The organism is Pseudomonas sp. GW101-3H06 (genome assembly GCF_059424605.1).
The window spans coordinates 4,675,154-4,701,502 of sequence record NZ_JBWKZO010000001.1; the positions used below are offsets into that span (position 1 = coordinate 4,675,154).

Genomic DNA, 26,349 nt, shown 5'->3' on the forward strand with positions numbered 1-26,349 from the left:
CAAGAGATGTTTTTCAGGGGCTAAAAGTCCTTTTTCCTTAGGGGTGAAACACCTTGGCCAAGATTCTCGTGGTTACATCCGGCAAGGGTGGTGTGGGTAAGACCACCACCAGCGCCGCTATCGGTACCGGCCTCGCTCTGCGCGGCCACAAAACAGTGATCGTCGACTTCGACGTCGGTCTGCGTAACCTCGACCTGATCATGGGTTGCGAGCGCCGCGTGGTGTACGACTTCGTCAACGTCGTCAACGGCGAAGCCAACCTGCAACAGGCGCTGATCAAAGACAAGCGCCTGGAAAACCTCTACGTGCTGGCCGCCAGCCAGACCCGCGACAAAGACGCGCTGACCGTCGAAGGCGTGGAAAAGGTCCTGATGCAACTCAAGGAAGACTTCGAGTTCGTGGTCTGCGACTCCCCGGCGGGCATCGAGAAAGGCGCCCACCTGGCCATGTACTTCGCTGACGAAGCGATCGTCGTGACCAACCCGGAAGTGTCCTCGGTTCGTGACTCCGACCGCATGCTCGGCCTGCTGGCCAGCAAGTCCCGTCGCGCCGAACGCGGCGAAGACCCGATCAAGGAACACTTGCTGATTACCCGTTATCACCCGGAACGTGTGAGCAAAGGCGAAATGCTCGGCGTAGAAGACGTCAAGGAAATCCTCTCGGTGGCCCTGCTCGGCGTGATCCCGGAATCCCAGGCGGTGCTCAAGGCATCCAACCAGGGCGTTCCAGTGATCCTCGACGACCAGAGCGATGCCGGCCAGGCCTACAGCGATACCGTTGACCGCCTGCTGGGCAAGACCGTGGATCATCGATTCCTCGATGTACAGAAGAAGGGATTCTTCGAGCGCCTGTTTGGAGGCAACTAAGCAATGAACCTTTTTGACTTCTTTCGTGCCAACAAAAAGCAAAGCACCGCGTCGGTAGCGAAAGAGCGTCTACAGATCATCGTGGCGCACGAACGCGGCCAACGCAGTACCCCGGACTACCTGCCGGCCTTGCAAAAGGAACTGGTCGAGGTGATTCGCAAGTACGTCAATATCGGGTCCGACGACGTGCACGTCGCACTGGAAAGCCAGGGCAGCTGCTCGATTCTGGAACTCAATATCACCCTGCCAGATCGCTGAGTCGATCCGGCTGGAGCCACGGCGGTTCATGGACCATTCCATCATTGGAATGGGCCATGAACCGCCGTTGGCGTTTGTTACGAGGCTGTTTTAATGCCGTTGTCCAACGTCCACATCATCCATCAGGACGCCGCCATACTGGTGGTGAACAAACCGACCCTGTTGCTTTCCGTCCCCGGCCGGGCCGACGACAACAAGGACTGCCTGATTACCCGCCTACAAGAAAATGGCTACCCGGAGGCGCGAATCGTCCATAGGCTGGATTGGGAAACTTCCGGCATTATCCTGTTGGCCCGCGATCCCGATACGCACCGTGAACTGTCGCGGCAATTTCATGATCGCGAAACCGAAAAGGCCTACACCGCTCTGTGCTGGGGTCAACCCGAACTGGACAGTGGCAGCATCGACTTGCCGCTGCGCTACGATCCGCCGACCAAGCCACGGCATGTGGTCGACCATGAATTCGGCAAACACGCCCTGACCTTCTGGCGGGTGCTGGAGCGTTGCGGCGACTGGTGCCGCGTGGAACTCACGCCGATCACCGGCCGTTCGCACCAATTGCGCGTACACATGCTCTCCATCGGCCATCCGCTGCTGGGTGACGGGCTCTATGCTCATGAACAAGCCCTGGCGGCCTGGCCGCGACTGTGCCTGCACGCCAGCATGTTGAGCTTCACTCATCCACAGACCGGCGAACGCCTGCGTTTCGAGTGTCCTGCTCCTTTTTAAGCAGCGGGTAACTGCAGTTGGCAACCTCAAAAACCCCTTAATTGTGAGGGGCTTATTTATTTCCAGTTACAATTTTCACGCCATAAATGTGGCGTGAAAAAACTGTCATAAATTTGTAATGAAACGTAAAATCACGGCAACCAGATGTCAGGCAGGATGCCCACGTGCTCAGCAGTAAAACGCTCCAATGCGACTACCCCGTCACGTTCATTTTCGGCAACACCACCCTGCATTTGACTGAGCAACCCAGCTTCGAAGCGCAACAGGCCCTCGAACAACTGATCAAAAAACGCAACGCACAAAAGCTCACCCGCGCGAGCGCACCGCTGGCGTCTGGTGATACGCCGCTGTTTGCCAAGGTCCAGCCACTGGACACCCTCAAGGCAAAAGTCCGGGTAACCCTGGGAAAACCGCAACGCAACGGTCGATTCGACTGGCCTCTTGAAGAACTGGTCAACACCCTTGAAGCCCAGCGCCGTGGCGTGCAAATGCCGCCGTTGCAAGGCTTTGGATATTCAAAGGACCGACTGGGCCTGACCCGCGAGTATTTCATTCTGACGCGTCTGCTCGAAGACCATATCGACGGCGTGCAATGGCTCAAGCGCAACCCGGAGAACGTTGAAACCTTCATTCTCAAAGCGTTCGAACTGCTGAGTTCCCTGGCCCGCAAGAACATCACGCACATGGACTTCTGGATCGGCAACATCATGATCCCTAGATCGTCGCAGAAATCGCTGAAAGCCATCGACTTTGAAAACTGCTTCGCCGGTACGACGTCGCATCCGAGCGAAACACTGGGCTTCCAGCTCGGGTTCTTCTACCGTCGCGAGATTTACAAGTTCATCACAGAAGCCGATTACGACCGGCTGGTGGATGAATACGTCGGACAACGCCGCGGCATTTCCCGGGAAAGATTCGACGAGGTCTACCTTGCGAGCAAACATGAACATGTCGGTCGCAAGCAACGTCGCGAAGTGTTCCTCAATGGCAACCTGATCACGGGTTGACTCAACGTCCTCGCCACCCGCTGCTCTCGCACACCACACGGCATTGTGTCTGCAATGCCGCGAGCCAATACGCTAAACTGGCGCCACTGCTGTCTGGAGCTACTTATGCGCGAAGAGTTGAACCAAGGCCTGATCGACTTCCTCAAGGCCTCCCCTACCCCGTTCCATGCCACCGCCAGCCTGGTTCAGCGACTGGAAGCGGCGGGCTATCAACGCCTCGACGAGCGCGAGCCATGGCATACCGAAGCCAATGGTCGCTACTACGTCACCCGTAACGATTCTTCGATCGTTGCGATCAAAATGGGCCGCCACTCGCCGCTGCATGGCGGAATCCGCCTGGTCGGCGCCCACACCGACAGCCCGTGCCTGCGAGTCAAGCCGCAACCGGAACTGCAACGCCAGGGATTCTGGCAACTGGGCGTTGAAGTCTATGGTGGTGCGCTGCTGGCGCCATGGTTCGACCGTGACCTGTCTCTGGCCGGCCGCGTGACCTTCCGCCGTGACGGCAAGGTCGAAAGCCAGTTGATCGACTTCAAGGCACCGATCGCGATCATTCCGAACCTGGCCATCCACCTTAATCGTGAAGCCAACATGGGCTGGGCCATCAATGCCCAGACCGAGCTGCCACCGGTCCTGGCGCAATTTGCCGGCGACGAGCGCGTGGATTTCCGCGCCGTGATCACCGACCAACTGGCCCGCGAACACGGCTTGAACGCCGACGTGGTGCTCGATTACGAGCTGAGTTTCTACGACACGCAAAGCGCCGCGGTCATCGGCCTGCACGGCGATTTCATTGCCGGCGCACGCCTGGACAACCTGCTGTCGTGCTACGCCGGCCTGCAAGCGCTGCTGACGGCCGAAACCGACGAAACTTGCGTACTGGTCTGCAACGATCACGAAGAAGTCGGCTCGTGCTCGGCCTGCGGGGCCGACGGCCCGATGCTGGAGCAGACACTGCGTCGCCTGTTGCCCGAAGGTGATGAATTCGTCCGCACCATTCAGAAATCCCTGCTGGTCTCGGCCGACAACGCCCACGGCGTACACCCCAACTACGCAGAAAAACACGATGCCAACCACGGTCCGAAACTCAACGCCGGCCCGGTGATCAAGGTCAACAGCAACCAGCGCTACGCCACCAACAGCGAAACCGCCGGGTTCTTCCGCCACCTGTGCATGGCCGAAGAAGTACCGGTGCAGAGTTTCGTGGTGCGCAGCGACATGGGCTGCGGCTCGACCATCGGCCCGATCACCGCCAGCCAGCTGGGCGTGCGCACCGTGGACATCGGCCTGCCGACCTTCGCCATGCACTCGATCCGTGAACTATGCGGTAGCCATGACCTGGCGCACCTGGTCAAAGTGCTGAGCGCGTTCTACGCCTGCCGCGAGTTACCGTAACCGCTGAAAATCTTCATCGGATCGCCGCCCGGAGCCGGCTCGCTCCCACAGTTGAAATGCATTCCAATGTGGGAGCGAGCCTGCTTGCGAAGGCGGTGGTACGGTAACCCCAGCGCCAGGATCAAACGATGCATTTCTGATACACCTCAGCACCGCTACTCCAAAAGCCACCTAGACTTCAACCATCCCTTCCGACAAGGCAGTCGTCATGATTTCAATGTCTTCGTTCCACGCCATGCTGATCCCGATTCTCGCCGGGATGATCCTGCTGGCGCTCGGTTTCAACTTTCGCGACAAGAACGCCGGCGTATTCGCCATGTGGATCGGCATGCTGACGATCCTCGCCACTGTGGTGGTCAAGATCCTCGCCAAGCTCAACGAATAAATTCTCCCCCCGACTCGCATTGATTTTGACGGGCTCGTACACTCGGTCAACCCGCTCACTCCGAGGTTGACCGCCCAGTGTTCGCTCGTCTTTTTGCCCTGCCGTGCTTTTTCCTTGTCTGCCTGATGACGTTGCTGCCGATGGCACCAGCCCAGGCAGTCGGCTTGCCGAGCCTGCTCAACAGTTCGGCGAAAACCCAGCCGCAAGCGCAGGAGCCCCTCGGGCAATCCCTCGATGAAGTCATCAAGTCCCTGGAAAACGATCAGCAGCGCACCCAGCTACTGGCGGATTTGAAGAAACTGCGCGACGCCACGAAAAAAGCCCAGCCGACCACCGAAGAAGGCGTGTTGGGCCTGATCGGCGGGACACTGGCCAGTTTCGAGAAACAATTTACCGGTGCCGACAGCCCGATCACGCGCTGGTCCGACGAATTCAAACTGGCTCAGGACGAACTGACCGCGCTGGTGCTGCCCGCCAACGAATGGCTCCCCATCATCTTCGCCTTCGCCATGATTCTGATGGTCTGGAGCCTGCTCGCGGCGGCCCTGATCTGGGTCAGCCATCGGGTCCGCATGCGGTTCGGCCTGACCGAGGAGCTGCCGCAACACCCCAGGGCCCTGGACATGCTGCGCTTTGCCCTGCGCAAGCTCGGTCCGTGGTTGATCGCGCTGGTCATCACGGTGTACCTGAGTTATGCCCTGCCTTCGTCATTGGGCAAGAGCCTGGCGATGGTGCTGGCCTACGCGCTGGTGGTCGGCACCTGTTTTTCCGCGATCTGCGTGATCGCCTTTTCCCTGCTCGATGGTCCGCATCGCCATCGTGCCTTGTACATCCTGCGCCATCAGGCCTTTCGGCCGCTGTGGCTGATCGGCAGCTTCGCGGCTTTCGGTGAAGCCCTGAACGACCCGCGTCTGATCGACAGCCTCGGTGTGCATCTGGCGCACTCCGCCGCGACAGTGGCCAATGTCCTGGCGGCGCTGTCCACGGGATTGTTCATCCTGCGTTTTCGCCGTCCGATTGCCCATTTGATTCGCAACCAGCCACTGTCCCGGCGCCTGACCCGCCGAGCCCTCAGCGACACCATTGAGATTCTCGGCACCTTCTGGTTCGTGCCGGCGCTGGTGTTGGTGGGTATTTCGCTGTTCGCCACCTTTGTTTCAGCCGGTGATACCAGCACCGCGTTGCGTCAGTCGCTGATCTGTACGGTGCTGTTGGTGCTGTGCATGGTCATCAACGGTCTGGTGCGTCGCCATGCCCTCAAACCGCAACGCGGCGTGAAACGCCACGCGCTGTATTCCGAGCGCCTGAAAAGCTTCTTCTACACCCTCGCCCATCTGCTGGTCTGGCTGGTGTTCATCGAACTCGGCCTGCGGGTCTGGGGCATGTCGCTGATCCGCTTCACCGAAGGCGAAGGCCATGAAGTCAGCGTCAAGTTGTTCAGCCTCGGCGGTACGCTGATTTTTGCCTGGCTGATCTGGATCCTCAGTGACACCGCCGTGCACCACGCCCTCACCCGCTCGCGCAAGGGCCTGGCCAACGCCCGGGCACAGACGATGATGCCGCTGATCCGCAACGTGTTGTTCGTGGCTATTTTCATCATCGCGCTGATCGTTGCCCTGGCGAACATGGGCATGAACGTCACGCCGTTGCTGGCCGGTGCCGGCGTGATCGGCCTGGCCATCGGTTTCGGCGCGCAATCGCTGGTGGCCGACTTGATCACCGGCCTGTTCATCATCATCGAGGACTCCCTGGCCATCGACGACTACGTGGACGTCGGCGGGCACCTGGGCACTGTCGAAGGCCTGACGATTCGCACCGTGCGCCTGCGAGACATCGACGGCATCGTCCACACCATTCCGTTCAGCGAAATCAAAAGCATCAAGAACTACTCCCGGGAATTCGGCTACGCGATCTTCCGGGTCGCCGTACCGGCCAGCATGGACATCGACAACGCGATCAAACTGATGCGTGAAGTTGGCCAGAAAATGCGCACCGACCCGTTGCAACGACGCAATATCTGGTCGCCGCTGGAGATTCAGGGGGTGGAGAGTTTCGAATCCGGCAACGCGATCCTGCGCGCCCGTTTCAAGACCGCGCCGATCAAGCAGTGGGAAGTGTCCCGGGCATTCAACCTGTCGTTGAAACGGCATCTGGATGAAGCGGGGATGGATCTGGCGACGCCAAGGATGAGTGTGCAGGTGATGACTGCCGGTGGTGGCTCGCAGAAGGAGTGACACTGCAAGTCACTCTTGTCGCTTGAAGCTTGAAGCTTGAAGCTTGAAGCTGCTCCTAGACCACATCAACCCCGACATGAATCGCATCATGGCGCCAAAACTCCAGGTCACAGTCGATCAACCGCTCATGCTGATCGTAATTGACCCGCGCAATGCGCAACCCCGGACTCCCCACCGACACCCGTAAAGCCGCCGCTGCATCCACCGACAATGCCGTCGGTACAATCTCGAAACGCACTCGCCCGTAATGCAAATCGTAGTGCCGTGCATACAGCTCGGTGATCGACTGATTCAAATCGAAATCCAGAATCCCCGGGAAATACTGCGGATTCAAATAGTGCTCCACATACAGCACCAGTCGCCCATCGATGCGCCGCGAACGGCAGATCTGAATCACACTCGACAGCGCCGGCAACTGCAACCAGGCACAGACCGCCGCTGACGCCGGCTGCAATCGCGCTGAAATGACTTCGGTAGAGGGCACTCGCCCCTGGGCGCTGACCATCGCGTGAAAGTGACTGCGCTGCATCAGGTTATAGGCCAGACGCGGCGGTGAAACGAACCAGCCGCGCCGCTCTTCGCGATAAATCTGCCCCTGGGCCTCCAGTTGCAACAATGCCTCGCGCACAGTGATACGTGTGGTCCCGAACAACTCACTGAGTTTGCGCTCGGCCGGCAATTTGCTTCCCGGAGCGAGCAGCCCGTGATCAAGTTGCTCCTGGAGCACCTGGCCAATGGCAGTCACCGCTTTTGTTGCCTCATCGCGCATCAACGTTACCTATCTGGACTAGACCAGCACTGTTTCGGGGCAGAACCACACAACCAATCGGCTCTTTAAACATCCTGCAAGCGTAGGCAGTGCAGATGACTGAGAGATGACAAGCGACCGAACGGTCGTCGGCGCCAGATCTACAAAAACCTGCAATACATCGGCCAAGTCCCTTGCACAGCGGGGTTTTGTCGATGGTCTACGCTTACCGGACACCCGCCAACGCCGGGCCGAAAAAAGCCCGACCGGGCGACGAACGACATCAAAGTGTCATCGAACGTCCTTAGATTGGCTCAGGTATTGCTGACCTAGACCAACACCACCGCAATCGCAGCGTTGAAAACACCCATAGGAGCTTCGGAATGAAAAAGCTTTTCCTGGCAACACTGTTAGGTTCGACCATTGCCATGTGCACCGCCGCCATGGCGGCTGATGATCTGAAAACCCTCGAAGCCGCTGCGAAAGCGGAAGGCGCGGTCAACAGTGTCGGCATGCCCGATGACTGGGCCAACTGGAAAGGCACCTGGGAAGACCTGGCCAAGAAGTACGGCCTCAAACACATCGACACCGACATGAGCTCTGCCCAGGAAATCGCCAAGTTCGCCGCTGAAAAAGACAACGCCAGCGCCGACATCGGCGACGTCGGTGCGGCCTTCGGCCCGATCGCGGTCAAGCAGGGCGTTACCCAGCCTTACAAGCCATCGACCTGGGACCAGGTGCCGACCTGGGCCAAAGACAAGGACGGTCACTGGGCCTTGGCCTATACCGGCACTATCGCGTTCATCGTCAACAAGAAGCTGCTGCACGGTTCCGAAGCGCCAACCAAGTGGGCTGACCTCAAAACCGGCAAATACAAGGTGTCCATCGGTGACGTGAGCACCGCGGCACAAGCGGCGAACGGCGTTCTGGCTGCCGCGCTGGCCAACGGTGGCGACGAGAAAAACCTCAAGCCTGCACTGGATCTGTTCGCCGACATCGCCAAGCAAGGTCGCCTGTCCATGGCCAACCCAACCATCGCCACCATGGAAAAAGGCGAGATCGAAGTCGGCGTGGTCTGGGACTTCAACGGCCTGAGCTACAAGGCCAAGATGGCCAATCCAGATGACTACACCGTACTGATTCCTTCCGACGGTTCGGTGATTTCCGGCTACACCACCATCATCAACAAATACGCCAAGAACCCGAACGCCGCCAAGCTGACCCGCGAGTACATCTTCAGCGACGCCGGCCAGATCAACCTGGCCAAGGGTAACGCCCGTCCGATCCGCGCCGACCACCTGACCCTGCCCGCCGATGTCCAGGCCAAGCTGCTGCCGAACGAGCAGTACAAAAAGGTCACGCCGATCAAGGACGCGGATGCGTGGGAGAAAACCTCCAAAGCCCTGCCGCAGAAGTGGAACGAAGAAGTGATCGTAGAAATGAAATGACGCGGTAGCACAAACACCGGGGACCCAATGTGGGAGCGGGCTTGCTCGCGAAGGCGGCGTGTCAGTCGACATCACTGTTGAATGATCAATCGCTTTCGCGAGCAAGCCCGCTCCCACAGTGGACCGAGTGAATTTCAAATTCCTGTTTTGCGGAGTTCCGCCCCTATGAAGCACAACGTCATCCTTGTCGTGCTCGACGGCCTCAATTACGAAGTCGCGCGCCACGCCATGGGGCACCTGCAGGCTTACGTCGGCGCAGGACGCGCAGCGCTCTACAAGCTGGAGTGCGAGTTGCCCGCCCTGTCCCGACCGCTTTATGAATGCATCCTGACCGGCGTCACGCCGATCGAGAGCGGCATCGTTCACAACAACGTCTCGCGCCTGTCCAACCAGCGCAGCATCTATCACTACGCCACCGACGCCGGCCTGAAAACCGCCGCGGCGGCTTATCACTGGGTCAGTGAGCTGTATAACCGCTCACCGTTCGTGGCGGCCCGGGATCGTCACACCAACGACCCTGCTCTACCGATCCAGCACGGGCATTTCTACTGGAGCGATCACTACCCCGACTCGCACCTGTTCGCCGACGCCGAAAACCTGCGCCTGCGCCATGCGCCGAATTTCCTGCTGATACACCCGATGAACATCGACGATGCCGGTCACAAGCACGGCCTCGACACCCCGCAATACCGCAACAGCGCGCGCTCGGCGGACATCCTCCTCGCCGACTGCCTGCAAGACTGGCTCGACGCCGGTTACCAGGTGCTGGTGACCGCCGACCACGGCATGAACAATGACCGCTCCCATAACGGTCTGCTGCCCGAGGAACGCGAAGTGCCGCTGTTCGTGCTCGGCGATGCGTTCAGTTTCAACGCCGACGCCACGCCAAGACAGACCGAGATCTGCGGCACCGTGTGCGAACTGCTGGGCGTGCCCCACGACAAACCTGTGTGCCGGGAGCTGCTCAAGTGACCTCCATGATGCGCGGCAAATGGCTGGCAGCCTTGTGCCTGGTGCCCTTCGCCCTGTTCTTTATCGTGTTCGAAATCGCCCCCCTGGTGTGGGTGATGATCAATAGCCTGGAATCGGAAGAATTCGGTTGGGGCCTGGCCAACTTCACCAGGATCTTCGATTCGAAGTTTTACCGGCAGGCGATCCAGTACAGCCTCGAGATCAGTTTCTGGTCCAGCGTGTTCGGCATCATCATCGCGGTACTCGGTGCCTATTCCCTGCGCCGGGTCGACTCGAAGCTGCGCAACTTCGTCAACGCCTTCGCCAACATGACCAGCAACTTCGCCGGCGTGCCGCTGGCCTTTGCGTTCATCATCCTGCTGGGTTTCAACGGCAGCTTCACCATCCTGCTCAAACAGGCCGGAATCATTCAGGACTTCAACCTGTATTCGAAAACCGGGGTGATCATTCTCTACACCTACTTTCAGATTCCCCTTGGCGTGCTGCTGCTCTACCCGGCCTTCGACGCCTTGCGTGAAGACTGGCGCGAGTCCGCCGCGCTGCTCGGCGCGAACGGCTGGCAGTTCTGGCGCCACATCGGCCTGCCGGTGCTGACCCCGGCACTGCTCGGCACCTTCGTGATCCTGCTGGCCAACGCCCTCGGCGCTTACGCCACGGTGTACGCCCTGACCACCGGCAACTTCAACGTGATGCCCATCCGCATCGCGGCGATGGTCTCGGGCGATATTTCCCTGGACCCGAACCTGGCCAGTGCCCTGGCCGTGGTGCTGGTGGCGTTGATGACCCTGGTGACCGTCGTGCATCAGCTGCTGTTGAAGAGGAGCTACCATGTCTCGCGCTGAATTGGGCCCCGTCGGCATTTACCACCGGGTAGTCGTCTACCTGCTGTTTATCATTCTGTTGCTGCCCCTGCTCGGGACCTTTATCTACTCGATTTCCAGCAGTTGGTCGGCCACCATTCTGCCCAGCGGTTTCAGCATCAAATGGTACGTGCAGCTGTGGAGCGATCCGCGTTTCCTGAGTGCTTTCGGCCAATCGCTGCTGGTCTGCATCGGTGCGTTGATTCTCTCGGTGGTGCTGATTTTGCCGCTGCTGTTCGTGGTGCATTACCACTTCCCGAAACTCGATGCGCTGATGAACATCCTGATCCTGCTGCCCTTCGCCGTACCGCCGGTGGTGTCGTCGGTGGGGCTGTTGCAGCTCTACGGTTCCGGGCCGTTCGCCATGGTCGGCACGCCGTGGATCCTGATCGGTTGCTACTTCACCGTGGCACTGCCGTTCATGTACCGGGCAATCACCAACAACCTGCAGGCGATCAACCTGCGCGACCTGATGGACGCCGCCCAACTGCTCGGTGCCAGCACGTTCCAGGCGGCGATCCTGGTGGTGCTGCCGAACCTGCGCAAGGGCCTGATGGTGGCGTTGTTGCTGTCGTTCTCGTTCCTGTTCGGTGAGTTCGTGTTCGCCAACATCCTCGTGGGTACCCGTTACGAAACCCTGCAGGTCTACCTCAACAACATGCGCAACAGCAGCGGCCACTTCACCAGCGCGCTGGTGATTTCCTACTTCTTCTTTGTGCTGGTTCTGACCTGGGCGGCCAATATCTTGAACAAGGACAAAAGCGAATGAGCTATGTCAGCGTCCAACACCTACAGAAAAACTACGCTGGAACCACGGTGTTCAGCGACATCAACTGCGAAATCCACAAAGGTGAATTCGTCACCCTGCTCGGCCCGTCCGGTTGCGGAAAATCCACGCTACTGCGCTGCATCGCCGGACTGACCTCGGTGAATGGCGGCAAAATTCTGCTCGATGGTGTCGATATCGTGCCGTTGAGCCCGCAGAAACGCGGGATCGGTATGGTGTTCCAGAGTTATGCGCTGTTCCCCAACATGACCGTCGAGCAGAACGTCGCCTTCGGTTTGCGCATGCAGAAGGTCAACGCCGACGACAGTCAGAAGCGCGTCGCCGAAGTGCTGAGACTGGTGGAGCTGCAAGATTTTGCCGCCCGCTATCCGCATCAGCTGTCCGGTGGCCAATGCCAGCGTGTCGCCCTCGCCCGCTCCCTGGTCACCCGCCCACGCCTGTTGCTGCTGGACGAACCGCTGTCGGCCCTCGATGCGCGGATTCGCAAACATTTGCGTGAGCAGATCCGCCAGATCCAGCGTGAACTGGGCTTGACCACGATTTTCGTCACACACGACCAGGAAGAAGCCCTGACCATGTCTGACCGGATTTTCCTGATGAATCAGGGAAAAATCGTACAAAGCGGCGACGCCGAAACCCTGTACACCGCGCCGGTGGATGTATTCGCCGCCGGGTTCATCGGCAACTACAACCTGCTGGACGCCGAGAGCGCAACGAAACTGCTGCAGCGGCCGGTCAATCATCGTATTGCGATTCGCCCTGAGGCCATCGAATTGAGCCTGAACGGTGAACTGGACGCGCAAGTACGCAGCCACAGCCTGCTGGGCAACGTGATCCGCTACCGGATCGAAGCCCGGGGTGTGGAGTTGGTGGTGGACGTGCTCAACCGCTCGGCATCTGACCTGCATCCCGATGGTCAGCGCCTGGCACTTTCCATCGATCCGACGGCCCTGTGTGAGGTAGCCTGATGCCTTTGCTGACGCTGAAGAGAGAACTGCACTGATGGCCCTGGCAATTTTTGATCTGGACGAAACCCTGATCCACGGCGATTGCGCCTCACTGTGGAGCGAACAAATGGTCCGCCTCGGCTGGGTCGACGGCGAATCCTTCCTGCGTCGTGACAAGGAGCTGATGGATGCCTATGGCCGGGGCCACCTGGCGATGGAGGACTACATGGCCTTCAGCCTGGAACCCTTGATCGGCCGCAGCCCGGCAGAAGTCGAGCATCTGGTCGGGCCTTGGGTGGAAGACTTCATCGAACCGATCATCTTCAGCGACGCCACCAAGGCCATCGCCGCCCACCGCAAGGCGGGCGACCGCATCCTGGTGATCTCGGCCTCGGGTGTACATCTGGTCAAGCCCATTGCCGAGCGCCTGGGCATCGACGAGATTCTCGGCATCGAACTGGAAGTGGCTCACGGCGTATACAGCGGCAACACCGTTGGCACCCTGACCTACCGCGAAGGCAAGATCACCCGGTTGCTGGAATGGCTGGATGCCGAAGAGGAAAACCTCGAAGGCGCGAGCTTCTATTCCGACTCACGCAATGATCTGCCGTTGTTGCTGAAGGTGGATTTCCCGCACGTGGTCAACCCGGACCCGGTGTTGCGCGAGCAGGCCGAAAAGGCCGGTTGGCCGATCCACCTCTGGAAATAACCGAGATCCCCTGTGGGAGCGAGCCTGCTCGCTCCCACAGGCTTTTTGTGTCAGGTCAGGCTTTCGTCGATCACAAGCACCAGCTTGCCCGCCACCTTATTACTCGCCAACTCCGCAAACGCCGCTTCGGCATCCTTGATCGGGAAGGCCTTGGACAGTTGCGGGCTCAGGCGTTTTTCGGCAAACAGCGGCCAGACATGCTGGCGCAGATCGCTGAACAGATCCGCCTTGAACTGATCGTCGCGGCTGCGCAGGGTCGACCCCAGCAACTGCACGCGCTTGGCCAACACTTGCGCCAGATCCAGCTTCGCTTCGCGGCCGCCCATCAGACCGATCAGTACCCAACGGCCGTCACCGGCCAGCAATTTCAGGTTCAGCGCAGCGTAGTTGCCGCCCACCGGATCGAGGATGACATCGAACGGCCCGAGGTCGCTCAGGCTTTCCAGATCGCCGGTGCGCACCACGCCCCCCTGGGCACCGAGCGCCTCGCAGTAGGCCAGGCGTTCGGCCGAGCCGACACTGACCCAGCAAGGGTTACCATAGGCCTTGCACAGCTGAATGGCGGCTGAACCGATTCCACTTGCTCCGGCGTGCAGCAGAACTTTTTCGCCCGGTTTGAGCGCTGCCAGTTGAAACAAATTCAACCAGACGGTCGCATACACTTCCGGCAACGCAGCGGCTTCGGCCAACGACATTTCGTCGGGAACCGGCAACACATGCCGTCCGTCGACAACCACCTCTTCGGCCATCCCGCCCCCGGCCAGCAAGGCGCAAACACGATCCCCCACTTGCCAGGACGAGCCCGGACCGACCTCGCTGATCACACCCGAACACTCTAGACCGAGCACTTGGCTGGCCCCCGGCGGTGGTGGATAAAGACCGGCCTTCTGCAACAAATCGGCGCGATTGAGTCCCGCAGCCGCCACTCGAATGCGAACTTGTCCTACATCACACGCCGGACGAGGCTCTTCAACCCACTCCACTTGACCGTCAACGCCTTGCAATGCTTTCACAGTGCCTCCATAGTGAGTCTGGACTGAGCCCGAAGCTGTACCGCCGGGCTTTTTGCATTATGCGACCGGCCCATGTGGAACCGGCGACTTCAAAGACGGCCTAATATGCGTTATCAATTGTCCCCGCGTCGAATCAACATGAAGCGTTTGTTCCCCAGCACCGCCCTCGCTCTTTTCATCGGTATCGGCCTTTTGCCGCTGTCCGGCAGTTCATTTGCAGCCAATAGCTGGGACAAGCTTCAACCTGATCGCGACGAAGTCATCGCCAGTCTGAACGTCGTGGAGTTGCTCAAGCGCCACCACTACAGCAAGCCGCCGCTCGATGACGCGCGCTCGCTGATCATCTACGACAGCTACCTCAAGTTGCTCGACCCGTCGCGCAGCTACTTCATGGCCAGCGACATTGCCGAATTCGACAAGTGGAAGACCCAGTTCGACGACTTCCTGAAAAGCGGCGACCTCAATGCCGGGTTCACCATCTACAAGCGCTACCTGGACCGCGTCAAGGCGCGTCTGGACTTCGCCCTTGCCGAGCTGAACAAAGGCGTCGACAAGATCGACTTCACCACCAAGGAAACCTTGCTGATCGATCGCAAGGACGCTCCTTGGCTCAAATCCACCGCGGAACTCGACGACCTGTGGCGCAAGCGCGTCAAGGACGAAGTACTGCGGCAGAAGATCGCCGGCAAGGATTCCAAGCAAATCCAGGAAACCCTGACCAAGCGCTACAAGAACCAGTTGGCGCGTCTGGACCAGACCCGCGCGGAAGACATCTTCCAGGCGTATATCAACACCTTCGCCATGTCCTACGACCCGCACACCAACTATCTGTCGCCGGATAACGCGGAAAACTTCGACATCAACATGAGCCTGTCCCTGGAGGGCATCGGCGCCGTGTTGCAGAACGACAATGATCAAGTGAAAATCGTGCGCCTGGTGCCGGCAGGCCCGGCGGACAAGACCAAGCAGGTCGCTCCGGCCGACAAGATCATCGGCGTTGCCCAAGGCAACAAGGAAATGGTCGACGTGGTGGGCTGGCGCCTGGACGAAGTGGTCAAGCTGATCCGCGGCCCGAAAGGCACCGTGGTGCGCCTGGAAGTGATCCCGGCCAGCAATGCGCCGAACGACCAGACCAGCAAGATCGTACCGATCACCCGCGAAGCGGTGAAGCTTGAAGATCAGGCAGTGAAGAAGTCGGTGCTCAACCTCAAGCAGGATGGCAAGGACTACAAACTCGGCGTTATCGAGATCCCGGCCTTCTATCTGGACTTCAAGGCATTCCGTGCCGGCGATCCGGACTACAAGAGCACCACTCGCGACGTCAAGAAACTGCTGACCGAGTTGCAGAAGGAAAAGGTCGACGGCGTAGTGATCGACTTGCGCAACAACGGCGGCGGTTCCTTGCAGGAAGCCACCGAGCTGACCAGCCTGTTCATCGACAAGGGGCCGACCGTACTCGTGCGTAACGCCGATGGCCGCGTCGATGTACTGGAAGATGAAAACCCGGGCGCGTTCTACAAAGGCCCGATGGCGTTGCTGGTCAACCGCTTGTCCGCCTCGGCTTCGGAGATTTTCGCCGGTGCCATGCAGGACTACCACCGCGCACTGATCATCGGCGGTCAGACCTTCGGCAAGGGTACCGTGCAGACTATCCAGCCGCTGAACCATGGCGAGCTGAAACTGACCCTGGCCAAGTTCTATCGGGTTTCCGGCCAGAGTACCCAGCATCAGGGCGTACTGCCGGATATCGATTACCCGTCGATCATCGACACCAAGGAAATCGGCGAAAGCGCCCTGCCGGAAGCCATGCCGTGGGATACCATCAAAGCGGCGATCAAGCCGGCTGCCGACCCGTTCAAACCGTACATCTCCCAGCTCAAATCCGAGCATGACGTGCGTACGAACAAAGACGCGGAATTCGTGTTCATTCGCGACAAGCTGGCGCTGGCGCAGAAACTGATGGCAGAAAAAACCGTCAGCCTCAATGAAGCCGAGCGTCGTGCGCAACACGCCGATATCGAAGCCAAGCAACTGGCCATGGAGAACATCCGTCGCAAGGCCAAGGGCGAAGAGCCGCTCAAAGAGCTGAAGAAAGAAGACGAAGACGCCCTCGCGGCCGAGCCGGACAAGACCAAGCCGGAAGACGACGCCTACCTGAGCGAAACCGGGCGCATTCTGCTGGACTATCTCAAGCTCAACACCGCAGTGGCCAAACACTGAGTGGTGCCTGGCAAGATGATGGCAATTTAATGCTGAAGCTCCCCGGAGCTTCATCAAACAGTCATCATTCTGTCGTGAAATAAAGGACTGGGCGTGCTCTTTTACCAAGAGCCCGCCCAGTCCTTTTTTTATCGCCAGAGATCGCCATGACCACAACCGAACAGCTGAGTGCGTTGAGTTCAATCCTGACTCAAGGCGGTTTGCACAGTCTGTTCCAGCCGATCATTTGCCTCTCCGGACGACGGATTCTCGGCTACGAAGCCCTCAGCCGCGGCCCTTCCAACAGTCCGTTGCACTCCCCCATTGCGTTGTTCGCCGTCGCCCGCCAGGCCGGCCGCCTGAGCGAACTGGAAATCGCCTGTCGGCAGAGCGCATGTCGACGCTTCAATGAACAGCAACTGCCCGGCAAGCTGTTCCTCAACGTGTCCCCGGAATCTCTGCTCGAAGCCGCACACCAGCCGGGCCGCACCCTGCAACTGCTGCAGGATTTCGGCATCCCGCCGAGTCAGGTAGTCATCGAGCTCACCGAACAGACACCGATTGATGACTTCCAGTTGTTGCAAACCGCCCTGCATCACTACCGGGCAATGGGTTTTTCCATCGCCCTCGATGACTTGGGTGCAGGCTACTCGAGCCTGCGCCTGTGGTCGGAGCTGCGTCCGGACTACGTGAAGATCGACCGACATTTCATCGACGGCATTCATCAGGATGCCCTCAAACGCGAATTCGTCGGTTCGATCCTGCAAATCGCCAAGGCGTCACGGGCGCAGGTGATCGCCGAAGGCATCGAGTTGCCGGAAGAACTGGCGGTGTTGACCGAGATGGGCGTCGATCTGGTCCAGGGCTACCTGCTCTGCCGCCCACAGGAACATCCGCCCCGGGATGCCCGGACTTTGATGCCGCGCCAGGACAACACCACCGTGGCGCTGAACGACGAAGCCAGCGACCTCAGCGCCCTGCTCAACGACCAGCCCGCGGTGGGCCGCAACACCGCGACCGCCAACGTCCTCGAAGCCTTCCGCCGCCAGGCCAACCTGAACTCGCTGGCGGTGCTGGACGATCAGGGTCAGCCGTGCGGCATCGTCCATCGGCATTCGCTCTCGGACGCCCTGCTCAAGCCGTTTGCCACCGACCTGTTCGCCCGCAAGCCCATCAGCCGCTTGATGAGCGATGACTTCCTGGCGGTCGAGATGAGTCAGTCGCTGCAACAGGTCAGCCGCCTGATCACCAGCCGTGCCCGGCAACGCATTGAAGAAGACTTCATCATCACCCTCAACGGCAGCTACCTGGGCCTGGGCAGGGTGATCGATGTACTGAAACTGATTACCGAACTGAAAATCCAGCAGGCCCGCTACGCCAACCCGCTGACCCTGCTGCCGGGCAACGTGCCGATCCAGCAATGCCTCACACGGCTGCTGCAACAGAAGCGGGAATCGGTGATCTGCTACGTCGACATTGACAGCTTCAAACCCTTCAACGACATCTACGGCTATGGCCGTGGGGACGAAGTCCTGCTGTGCCTGGCGCAATGTCTGAACGACCGCGTCAACCCGTCCCGCGACTTCGTTGGCCACATCGGCGGCGACGACTTCCTGCTGGTGCTCGGCCCGGAAGACTGGGGCAAACGTTTGAACCAACTATTGGACGACTTCCAGAGCCAATGCCGCCGCTTCTACCGCAGCGAACACCTCGAAGCCGGCTGTTTCATCGCCCCCAATCGCCAGGGCGTGCGCCAGGAATTCCCGCTGCTGTCCCTGTCCATCGGCGTGGTGCACCTGCATCCCGAAGCCTGCGGAGCCATCGACGCCAGCCAGTTGGCGGAGATGGCATCCCAGGCCAAACACCACGCGAAAAATATGCCGGGGTACAGCGTGCATGTGATTGATACCTTGGCGGTGCCGGAACCTGAAGTTGAAATGCTGATGGGGCATCGGTGACTGCACTGACCTCTTCGCGGCGGTGCGGCGATCCGACTAGCCACGCTTCCACAGGGTTCTATGTCGTTCGCTATCCTTGCGTACAACACAACACCCTGTGGGAACGGGCTTGCCCGCGAAGAGGCCATGTCATCCAATGCAGATGTTTTTGGACCTCCCCACTAAGCCCCTGAAGCCCGCCCCCGCAACCGCCGCCCCACCACATCCAACACATCACACCCATCCCGCAAGGGAATGGCACACAGCAACGCAAAATCACTGAGAATGAACGACTCACACTCCACCGATCCACGCATGGACAGGTTTTCCAGCGCCTGGGTGACAGCGCGGATTCGATAGTTGGCAGCGTCGTTCAAAACGTCGAACTGCGCGTGGGTATCGACGAACAGAGTGGGCATTTCGCAGCAGTTGCTGGCAAATCAGGTGTCGATGCTACGCGTTTCCGATGACTGAAGGGTTCTTACACCCCACCACTGAATCTTCAGTGACCACCAAAGGCTATCGGGTGAACTCACTTCGCACCAGTTCATGGAAACCGCTAGAACTTGAAGGAAATCTCCTAGGACGTTGCCCAAACGCGTCTCTGTCTGTAGGGTTTATTTATCGCCACTTCCTTGATCCTGATACCGTTGCAAACAACCAAGGAGAACTTTCATAAACTGCCTTTGATCTTTAACATCATCATCAAAGTACGTATCCATTTTTGAAAAAACCCCGTCAAACCCATCGCCCTTCTCTAAAAAATAAGACAAGGTTTCAATTAACAATAACCGCTCCTTTTCACTGTACGCAAAAAATTCCGGCCGCAGCAAAATATCAAAAAGCTCAGCAAGCTCTATATCGTCATTCACATTTTTTGAGACGATAATTTCCTCCCGCTTCAAATCACGTGTATTTTCAATATCAAAAACAAAAAGCAGACCGCGTATACTCCACAGTGTGTAGACTCTATTCATTGCTCAAAATCCGTATATGCAGTTATCGGACTACCTTCGTTATTAAGTATGACTATCGCTCTTGTTTGCTCACCATACTGTAAGTTTTCTCTTTTGAATCCTTCACCTACATTTTTTCCCATCTCAATAGGTTTTCGTGAAGCGTCTAGACCGCTTTGCTTAAAAACCAACTGCACACGTTGTATCGCATTAAACTGATCACGATGTTTGAGAAAATGCGTTGCTGCTGAAGGTATAATCGGCTCCCCCCTTCTTCGTCCTCTTGCATACCGCTCAATTTCTCCTGTCGTAGGATTTTTCCCTTCCTTCACCCGATCAAGCTGAGATTGGAGGGTTGTTTGTGCACCATGTTTCTGTAGAAAGTGGCCATCATCAATCGATTCTTCCATTTCCTTCAAGCGCCTATAAAAAACCGACTCTGATAACTCATCGATTCTTATTCGTCGCTGCTCCCCCGTCATCTTAGGCAGCTGCGGCTCACCCTCATCAACTCTAGCGCCAACAACACCATCCGGTGCCGAACACCCCGGCCTATTCGCCCCCGGACAACTCCCACTCAACCCCAACGGATCCACCCACCCCGTCGGATTCGGCACATACCGATAGGCATTCAACCCACCCGCCAGCTTCACCGGGTCGGGGGTCAGGTAGCGTCCCGTGTCCGGGTGGTAGTAGCGGTGGCGGTTGTAGTGCAGGCCGCTTTCGGTGTCGAAGTACTGGCCCTGGAAGCGCAGCGGTTGCTCGAGTTGTTCGCCGCCGCCGTGGGTCAGTTGGGCGAGCTTGCCGTAGGCGGTGTATTTCGCCGACCAGACGATGTCGCCGCCGTAGTCGGTGAGTTCCTGCGGGGGTGCCGAGGTGGTCGAGTTGGTAGTAGAACGGGCAGGCTTTTTTCGGGCCTTTGCCGTCGAGCAGCGCCAGGGGGCGGAAGCTGCCGGGTTCGTAGAGGTAGCTGCGGTAGTGGGTTGGGCTGCTTTCGGCGATGAGGTTATCGCCCTGCCAGAAGAAGGTGGTGGTGTGGCCGTCGACGGTCTTGGCGATGCGCCGGCCGAAGGCGTCGTAGCGGTAGCAGGCCTGGCGGCCGTCCGGCAGCTGGAGGCCGATCAGGCGGTGCTGGCTGTCGTAGCGGTACTCGGTGACGGCATCCCCGCGGCGTTCGCGGATCAGGTTGCCGAAGGCGTCGTAGTCATAATGGCGGTCGGCGTGGCGCCGCAGGCGGTTGCCCTTGAGGTGCCAGGGGCCGGGACGGTCGTGGATCAGCAGGTTGCCGGCCGGGTCGTGGCTGAAGTGTTCCGGGTCCTGATCACGGGCGTGGCGGACGTGGCTCAGGCGGTCGAGCGGGTCGTACTGGTAGCGGCGTTGGCCGTGGCGGCTGTCGTCGACCTGCAGGAGGTTGCCGTTGGCGGCGTAGGCATAGTCGCGACGGTACAGCGGGCGCTGCTGTTGGCTGACGGCGTGGGCGTGCAGGCGGCCCTGGTCGTCGTAGGCGTATTCGCTGAGCAATGCGCCTTGCTGGCGGCTCTGTTCGCGACCCGCGACAACGCTGTGGGTGGTCAGGCGTGTGCCGTTGAGGTCGATGGCGGTCAGCGCACCGCCCTGGGCCCGGTGGTACTTCAGGCGGTTGTTGTCCGGCAGGCGCAGGTGCTGCAGCTGACCGCAGGCGTCATAGCCGTAACGCAGGGTGCCCCAGCCCTGGTGTTCGGTGATCAGCCGGTCATGGGCGTCGTAGTCGAACGCCAGCGGATGTTCCTGACCGTCGTCGACACTGACCAGGCGCCCCAGGCGGTCGTAGCGGTACGCGATCTGGACCCCGTCGGGCAAAGTCTTGAGCAGCAGGCGTCCAGCGCTGTCGCGTTGATAGGCCGTGACCAGCTGCGAACCGTCATCGCCGAACTCGGTTTTCTCCAGCAACCGGCCGTTGAGGTCGTAGGCGTAGGCGGTGCGCCGGCCGTCGAAGCCGGTTTCCTGGCGGATCAAGCCGCCCGGCGTGTAGTCCAGCCGATAACGCTCGCCGGCCTCGTTTTCGATCTCGGTCAGCAACAGCCGCGCGTGGTCGTAGCGGTACTTCAGTTCGCTGCCGTCGGGGTTGATCCGCCGGCTGACCAGGTGCAGGTCGTCGGCGTATTCGTAGCGGGTGACGCGCTCGAGTTCGTCGCGCTCGGCGGTGACCCGGCCGTAGGCGTTGTAGCTGAAGGCGCGGCGGGCGCCGGTCGGCAGAATCGTCTGTTGCAGTCGGCCAACGGCGTCCCACTGGTAACGGGTGACGCCGCCGTGTTCGTCCTGCACCGTAATCCGCCGCCCCAGCGTGTCGTAGGCATACTGCCGGCGTCCGCCGTCGGGCAGGGTTTCTTCCTGCAGTTGGCCGAGGCGGTTCCAGGCGAACCGATGAAAGCTGTGGTCCGGGTAACGGATCAACAGCAGGCGGCCTTGCGCATCGTACTCGTGGTAGGTGCTCTGGCCGTCGGGGTCGATCAGCCAGGTGATATCGCCCTGGGCATTGCGCCGATAGGTCCACTTGGCCTGGCCGCGATAACGGGCGTGCAGGAAACCGTTGCGGTATTCGTAGGACGTTGGCTCATCGTCCGGTGGCAGCAGCGCGATCAGCCGTCCGGCCTCGTCGTAGCGGTATTCGGTGACCGCGCCGAGGGCGTCCTGCTCGGCGATCAAGCGGCCTTGCTGGTCATAAGCCTTAAGCAGCTCACCGCCGTCGGCCTCGACCCGGCGCACCAGCCGCGCCTGCGCGTCGTGGACGTAGGTTTCCTCGCTGCCATCGGCGTGCTTGAGCGTCACGCCGCCGTCGTCATCCCAGCTGTAGCGGGTGTCCATCTGCGCAAAGGACGCCCAGTGGCGGATGCACCGGGCTGCCTTGCCGGCGCGCTCCCACTCCCAGTAGAAACTCGCGCCGCCGGCCAGTTGCCGCTGCAGGATGACGTGCTGTTCGTCGTAGTCGTAGCGCTCGCTGTCACCGGCGGCATTGGTCGCTTCGATCAGCCGGCCACGGGCGTCGTAGCGGTAGCTGACCAGCGTCTGTTGCGTCACCCAGGCCGCTGGCTGGTCATCGCCGAGGTCAAAGCACTGGTAGTCGACGGCGATCAAATGGCGGCGCTCGTAGCGCAGCCGCAAGCAGCGCCCGGCGCCGTTGTCCAGGCGCTGGATGCGCTCGGCCAGATCGCGCTGCACGCTCAAGCGGTTGCCGTAGGCGTCGCTGATCGCGTTCAGGCGGCCGTCGTGAAAGTGATAAAAACGCGGCGACTCGCCGGCCAGCGCCAGGATCAGTTCGTCGGGCTGATCGCCGAGGTAGATCGCCGCCCGCGACAGGCTGTTGTGGATCGCCGGGCGGGCCAGGCTCGGCAGCGGGAACGGCGTGCGGCGGTTTTCCGGATCGACCCAGGTGACGATGTCACCGTCGATCTCCAGGCGCTGGCTCAGCGAATGGCTCCAGCCAAAGCCGAGGCCGCTGTCGAGCTCCACGGCGCTGGTGCGGTACAGCCGGGTGAAGTCGAAGGGCAAGATGCCGTCGAGGGTGCCGTCGCTGAGGGTCAGCAGTTCCTCGCCGCTGACCAGCGACACCGGGCAGCCGTGGGTGGCGGTGTGGGCGGCGGTGTCGGCGCTGTCGCCGTTGGGGTTTTTCGCCTGTTTCGGCGCGTCGTCGTGGGCTTCGTCTTTTTTAACCGTAGTGTTGTTGCGCGCGTTCCAGCGCAGCTGCATCCGGCCTTTTTTCAGCCCCGCTGCGACACCCCGGGCGGCGATTTTTTTGTAGCGCTCCACATACCCCATGAAGGTATTGAGGATCGAGAACAACGCCTCGACGAGCCGCGTTAGCGCGTTGATCAATTGCGCGCCGCGACTGGCCAAACGCATTTTCAGATAGGCAATCCCGCCCCCAGCCGTAGCGCAGGTCAGGACGATGGCGATCAGGACGTCAATCAGCAACTCCACCACCCGCGTCGACACGGCCTTGGCGGTTTCACCGGCGATCACGCTGGGTGGCAGCATTTCCAGCCAGAGGCTGGCGGTGCGCAACAGCAGACACAGCACGGCCTCGTCACTGGCCAGCAGTTGCAGGTTTGCCATCGCTTGCGGCGTGTCTTGCGCCAGTTTCTTCAGTTGCTCGACACCGTTGCCGAGTCGATCAGCAAACTCACCAGGATCCTGCAGAATGTCCGACAACAGCTGGATGCCATCCCACGCCCCCTCGATGGCCGCCCAACTGCCGGCCAACATCCCGTTGCCCACAGCCAGCAAAGTCGACTGCGACCACCCCGGTTTGAAACCAGCCCACTCGCCGCGCAGCCAGGTTTCCAGGGCCTGCGTCAGCCCATCGTAGGATTCAAAAAACTCATCCAACTGCTCCGATGTGACCTGGTTTTGCACCCGCAAGCGGTAAGACTCACCGGATAAGCAACTGAACTGCCCCTTGCCGTTTTCATCCAGCGTGACCGGCGTCGACTGACCGCTGCTCAGCGCAATCACGTCGATCTGAATGCTCCCCAGCGGCACGTCATACACCGACTCGAACTGGCTCTCGATCTGCAGGATTCCGCCTTGCGGACACTGCGCAACCGTCGAGATAAAGTCGTCATCACCGCTGCTGACCACAGTGGTGGTATTGCCAAACTTGATCACCCGCTCCATGCCAAACAGTGAGGGCATGTCCGCGACATGGCTGAGCCGGTCAGCGCTCCGGCTGAACCAGTGCGCAAGCTGTTGACGGTAGAGGGTCAGGGTGTCGGGAAAATGCTCGAGTTCCTGCTCGATCCGGGCGATGTGAACCATCAGCCCACCAACAGGCAAAAAGCTGCGGGAAAAACCGGATCGAACATGAACAATCTCTCGCACAGGAAATAGGGCGCGAGGGACTGTGCGGGGGATCAGCGGGAAAAGAAGTCAGGCAAGGAGGTGTTTGCTGTAGGGCGTTTCGCTAAGACCTCTTCACCCATAAAAAAGTGGCGCAGAAGTCTCCTCCTACGCCGCTTGGATCTGTCAGAAGAATCGGTTACTTCGTGGAATTGCGCGATGCCAGTTCCTGAAGTTTTATCTGCGCCAGTGGATGCCCGGCCTTCGCGGCAATCTCCCAGAACCGCGCTGCTTCAGCCGGATCCGGTGCCTTGTTCGCGCTCCCGGCGAGGCTGATCACCCCCACCTGATAAGCCGCTTTGCCATCACCGGCCAAAGCCGCAAGGCGCAGCAGGCGAACACCCTCTTCGCGCGCCCCCAGACCGACGCCACGAAAGGTCAGGATGTGGCCATAGAAACTCTGGGCGCCGACATCGCCCAGGTTCGCCATGCGGGCGAACTGACCTTCAAGCCAGCTCCAGCCACGGGGGTTGCGTACAAACCACTGCCAGTGAAACAGCCTGCGCGCCAGCCAGTAACTGACCCGCGCCTTGAGTCGTAAAAACACTCAAGCCTCCGCCGATTCGGGGTACTCGTATTCGAACACCCGCACCACTTCCGAGGCATGCCAGGACGCCGCGGCAACGCCGTCGGACGGCCCGGAAAAACGCCCGAGACGTTCGACACACTCAAAGAAACCGGTGCGCGGTAGACGGCTGGCACCCTGGCTGATCACCAGCGAACTGCGCAAGGGCTGCTCGGCCTTGGCATCCAGCGCCGCCAGATGTTCAAGCGCGGCAGTCAGGGTTTGCATGGCGGGCGTGGGGAGCTGCAAACGCTCCAACAACGCCCGATAAGTCAGAAGATGACGCTGACGACGCGCCTGATCCAGCTCGCCCAGCAGTCCGTCCCAATGTTGACGACTGATGCGTACGCTCACGATTCATCCCTCCACCCTGGCACCGTCAACTCCCAGGCCAGACTGCGGCGAATCGCAGCGTCGGGCTGACGCTCGCCAGTTTCGATCATGGCCAGATAAGACGGGCTGATGCCTACCGTGCGGGCGAGCGCCTCGATGGCGATGCCCTTCCCTTCGCGCAAACTGCGTAGTTGATCAAGACCTGGAAGAATCGGCTCCCGGGTTGTCGCCAGCGGCGCCGGAGCCGGCTGCGACGGTGCTTCGTTGATGCCTGCTGCTTTTAGTAGAGCCTGATACTGAGCCCACGGCAGAACCGCATATTCTGGTTCGCCTTCGCGTGTAATTATCTGAATATCCATGACTACCCCGTAGGACAACAACACTTAGCGAGTCGGCACTTTTTCCTAGAAGTGTAATCCTAACAGCGGCTAAGGTCGCGGGGGGGATCTATCTGTGGATAAGACTTGATTGGCTCAGCGTTTTTTCGGCCCCTGAAGTTGAAGTTGCTCAGGCGAATCAGGCAGCCGCTCGACCACCGCGAGCTTTTCCGGCGCCTGACGTTTGCGCCATGCGCGAAAGGCATTGAGTTCATCGTCGAGAACTTTCATCAGCCAACCCAGCACCGCGATGTCATCGAGCATGCCGAACATGGGAAGGAAATCCGGGATCGCATCCAGCGGGCTAAGAAAGTACATCAGACCTGCCACTACCGATATCACGGCCTTGGGACTGATGGCGCGATACTCACCGCGCCAGTACGCCAGGCAAAGTGCTTGCAGCAGACGCAGATCGTCTTTGAGTTTGCCCAGCCGATTGCCCTGACTGGCACCTTTACTGGCCACCGCAAACAATAAGGTCGGTAACCGTCCACGCGCGAGCAGACGTCCTGCGAGAGGCAGGAAACGAGCGAAATTCCAGGGTGTTTTCATGGTGACTCCCACGGAAAGGTTATCCACACAAATTGTGGATAACCTTGTGAACAGAGCTGCTTTTCATGGCTGAAAGGCCCGCTGCACAAGGGCTGAGCTTAGATCGGGCGTTTTTTACTCATCGAAAAAACTCCAATAATTCATTGACTTGGCGGTCTGGCGCGGTTAGCGCCTGCCCTACACAGGCTATGACTCCA

The 26,349-nt window shown here is 59.8% G+C and carries 22 protein-coding genes and 2 pseudogenes; 15 read left to right on the forward strand and 9 right to left on the reverse strand.

Annotation, left to right across the window (positions count from 1 at the left end; translation table 11 throughout):
• The first annotated feature begins 53 nt into the window (after positions 1 to 53).
• From minD to AC07ZE_RS21335, 7 genes are all read left to right on the forward strand, one after another.
• Positions 54 to 866: a septum site-determining protein MinD gene (gene minD / locus AC07ZE_RS21305; protein WP_060541535.1), complete on the forward strand. Its 813-nt coding sequence runs from the start codon at positions 54 to 56 to the stop codon at positions 864 to 866.
• Between the two features lie 3 nt (positions 867 to 869).
• On the forward strand, positions 870 to 1,124 hold the full coding sequence (minE, locus tag AC07ZE_RS21310) for a cell division topological specificity factor MinE (protein WP_007974947.1): 255 nt from the start codon (positions 870 to 872) through the stop codon (positions 1,122 to 1,124).
• Positions 1,125 to 1,217: 93 nt separating this feature from the next.
• Complete coding sequence (locus AC07ZE_RS21315) at positions 1,218 to 1,853, forward strand: RluA family pseudouridine synthase (RefSeq protein WP_095196840.1); 636 nt, start codon at positions 1,218 to 1,220, stop codon at positions 1,851 to 1,853.
• A gap of 164 nt (positions 1,854 to 2,017) precedes the next feature.
• Positions 2,018 to 2,860, forward strand: a complete 843-nt coding sequence (locus AC07ZE_RS21320) for a lipopolysaccharide kinase InaA family protein (protein ID WP_207266532.1) — start codon at positions 2,018 to 2,020, stop codon at positions 2,858 to 2,860.
• A gap of 105 nt (positions 2,861 to 2,965) precedes the next feature.
• The gene (locus AC07ZE_RS21325; RefSeq protein ID WP_207266533.1) at positions 2,966 to 4,255 is read left to right on the forward strand and encodes a M18 family aminopeptidase; all 1,290 of its coding nucleotides are present in this window, start codon (positions 2,966 to 2,968) and stop codon (positions 4,253 to 4,255) included.
• Positions 4,256 to 4,463: 208 nt separating this feature from the next.
• Positions 4,464 to 4,640 (forward strand): hypothetical protein, encoded by a 177-nt coding sequence (locus tag AC07ZE_RS21330; protein ID WP_170948734.1) that lies wholly within the window; start codon positions 4,464 to 4,466, stop codon positions 4,638 to 4,640.
• A 77-nt stretch (positions 4,641 to 4,717) separates the two neighbouring features.
• Positions 4,718 to 6,874, forward strand: a complete 2,157-nt coding sequence (locus AC07ZE_RS21335) for a mechanosensitive ion channel family protein (RefSeq protein WP_207266534.1) — start codon at positions 4,718 to 4,720, stop codon at positions 6,872 to 6,874.
• 55 nt (positions 6,875 to 6,929) lie between these two features.
• Here the strand turns inward: AC07ZE_RS21335 and AC07ZE_RS21340 are convergent, their stop codons facing one another.
• Positions 6,930 to 7,643, reverse strand: coding sequence for a UTRA domain-containing protein (locus tag AC07ZE_RS21340; RefSeq protein WP_137808238.1), 714 nt, complete (start codon positions 7,641 to 7,643; stop codon positions 6,930 to 6,932).
• A 362-nt stretch (positions 7,644 to 8,005) separates the two neighbouring features.
• On the opposite strand from AC07ZE_RS21340, the gene AC07ZE_RS21345 reads away from it, so the two are divergent.
• The 6 genes from AC07ZE_RS21345 (at position 8,006) to AC07ZE_RS21370 (ending at position 13,345) form a co-directional block, all read left to right on the forward strand.
• Positions 8,006 to 9,070, forward strand: coding sequence for an ABC transporter substrate-binding protein (locus AC07ZE_RS21345; protein ID WP_207266535.1), 1,065 nt, complete (start codon positions 8,006 to 8,008; stop codon positions 9,068 to 9,070).
• Positions 9,071 to 9,235: 165 nt separating this feature from the next.
• Positions 9,236 to 10,042: an alkaline phosphatase family protein gene (locus tag AC07ZE_RS21350; protein ID WP_207266536.1), complete on the forward strand. Its 807-nt coding sequence runs from the start codon at positions 9,236 to 9,238 to the stop codon at positions 10,040 to 10,042.
• Positions 10,043 to 10,047: 5 nt separating this feature from the next.
• Entirely contained in the window at positions 10,048 to 10,884 is an 837-nt protein-coding gene (locus AC07ZE_RS21355; protein ID WP_171017162.1) for an ABC transporter permease, read from the forward strand.
• Entirely contained in the window at positions 10,871 to 11,671 is an 801-nt protein-coding gene (locus tag AC07ZE_RS21360; protein WP_207266537.1) for an ABC transporter permease, read from the forward strand. The genes AC07ZE_RS21355 and AC07ZE_RS21360 overlap by 14 nt, the downstream gene beginning before the upstream one ends.
• Positions 11,668 to 12,657 (forward strand): ABC transporter ATP-binding protein, encoded by a 990-nt coding sequence (locus tag AC07ZE_RS21365; protein ID WP_095196849.1) that lies wholly within the window; start codon positions 11,668 to 11,670, stop codon positions 12,655 to 12,657. Before AC07ZE_RS21360 ends, AC07ZE_RS21365 begins: the two co-directional genes overlap by 4 nt.
• Before the next feature lie 34 nt (positions 12,658 to 12,691).
• Positions 12,692 to 13,345, forward strand: a complete 654-nt coding sequence (locus AC07ZE_RS21370; RefSeq protein WP_207266538.1) for an HAD family hydrolase — start codon at positions 12,692 to 12,694, stop codon at positions 13,343 to 13,345.
• Positions 13,346 to 13,395: 50 nt separating this feature from the next.
• On the opposite strand, the gene AC07ZE_RS21375 is transcribed toward AC07ZE_RS21370, so the two are convergent.
• On the reverse strand, positions 13,396 to 14,358 hold the full coding sequence (locus AC07ZE_RS21375; protein WP_207266539.1) for an NAD(P)H-quinone oxidoreductase: 963 nt from the start codon (positions 14,356 to 14,358) through the stop codon (positions 13,396 to 13,398).
• Positions 14,359 to 14,496: 138 nt separating this feature from the next.
• On the opposite strand from AC07ZE_RS21375, the gene AC07ZE_RS21380 reads away from it, so the two are divergent.
• Positions 14,497 to 16,578, forward strand: coding sequence for a carboxy terminal-processing peptidase (locus tag AC07ZE_RS21380; RefSeq protein ID WP_207266540.1), 2,082 nt, complete (start codon positions 14,497 to 14,499; stop codon positions 16,576 to 16,578).
• A gap of 146 nt (positions 16,579 to 16,724) precedes the next feature.
• Positions 16,725 to 18,515 (forward strand): bifunctional diguanylate cyclase/phosphodiesterase, encoded by a 1,791-nt coding sequence (locus AC07ZE_RS21385; RefSeq protein ID WP_207266541.1) that lies wholly within the window; start codon positions 16,725 to 16,727, stop codon positions 18,513 to 18,515.
• A gap of 161 nt (positions 18,516 to 18,676) precedes the next feature.
• On the opposite strand, the pseudogene AC07ZE_RS21390 reads toward AC07ZE_RS21385, so the two are convergent.
• The 7 genes and pseudogenes from AC07ZE_RS21390 to AC07ZE_RS21420 all read right to left on the reverse strand — a co-directional run.
• A pseudogene (locus tag AC07ZE_RS21390) lies at positions 18,677 to 18,928 on the reverse strand (hypothetical protein); the annotation flags it as partial.
• A gap of 183 nt (positions 18,929 to 19,111) precedes the next feature.
• On the reverse strand, positions 19,112 to 19,471 hold the full coding sequence (locus AC07ZE_RS21395; RefSeq protein ID WP_207266542.1) for a hypothetical protein: 360 nt from the start codon (positions 19,469 to 19,471) through the stop codon (positions 19,112 to 19,114).
• Positions 19,468 to 24,244 (reverse strand): annotated as a pseudogene (locus tag AC07ZE_RS21400) (RHS repeat-associated core domain-containing protein). The gene AC07ZE_RS21395 and the pseudogene AC07ZE_RS21400 overlap by 4 nt, the downstream one beginning before the upstream one ends.
• 220 nt (positions 24,245 to 24,464) lie before the next feature.
• On the reverse strand, positions 24,465 to 24,872 hold the full coding sequence (locus tag AC07ZE_RS21405) for a sel1 repeat family protein (RefSeq protein WP_207266543.1): 408 nt from the start codon (positions 24,870 to 24,872) through the stop codon (positions 24,465 to 24,467).
• Positions 24,873 to 25,244 carry a hypothetical protein gene (locus AC07ZE_RS21410; RefSeq protein WP_003223109.1) on the reverse strand — a complete coding sequence of 124 codons (372 nt, stop codon included), beginning with the start codon at positions 25,242 to 25,244 and terminating at the stop codon, positions 24,873 to 24,875. It abuts the gene before it with no gap.
• Complete coding sequence (locus AC07ZE_RS21415) at positions 25,241 to 25,582, reverse strand: helix-turn-helix domain-containing protein (RefSeq protein WP_207266544.1); 342 nt, start codon at positions 25,580 to 25,582, stop codon at positions 25,241 to 25,243. The genes AC07ZE_RS21410 and AC07ZE_RS21415 overlap by 4 nt, the downstream gene beginning before the upstream one ends.
• 114 nt (positions 25,583 to 25,696) lie before the next feature.
• Complete coding sequence (locus AC07ZE_RS21420; RefSeq protein ID WP_207266545.1) at positions 25,697 to 26,152, reverse strand: YkvA family protein; 456 nt, start codon at positions 26,150 to 26,152, stop codon at positions 25,697 to 25,699.
• Positions 26,153 to 26,349: the final 197 nt, after the last annotated feature.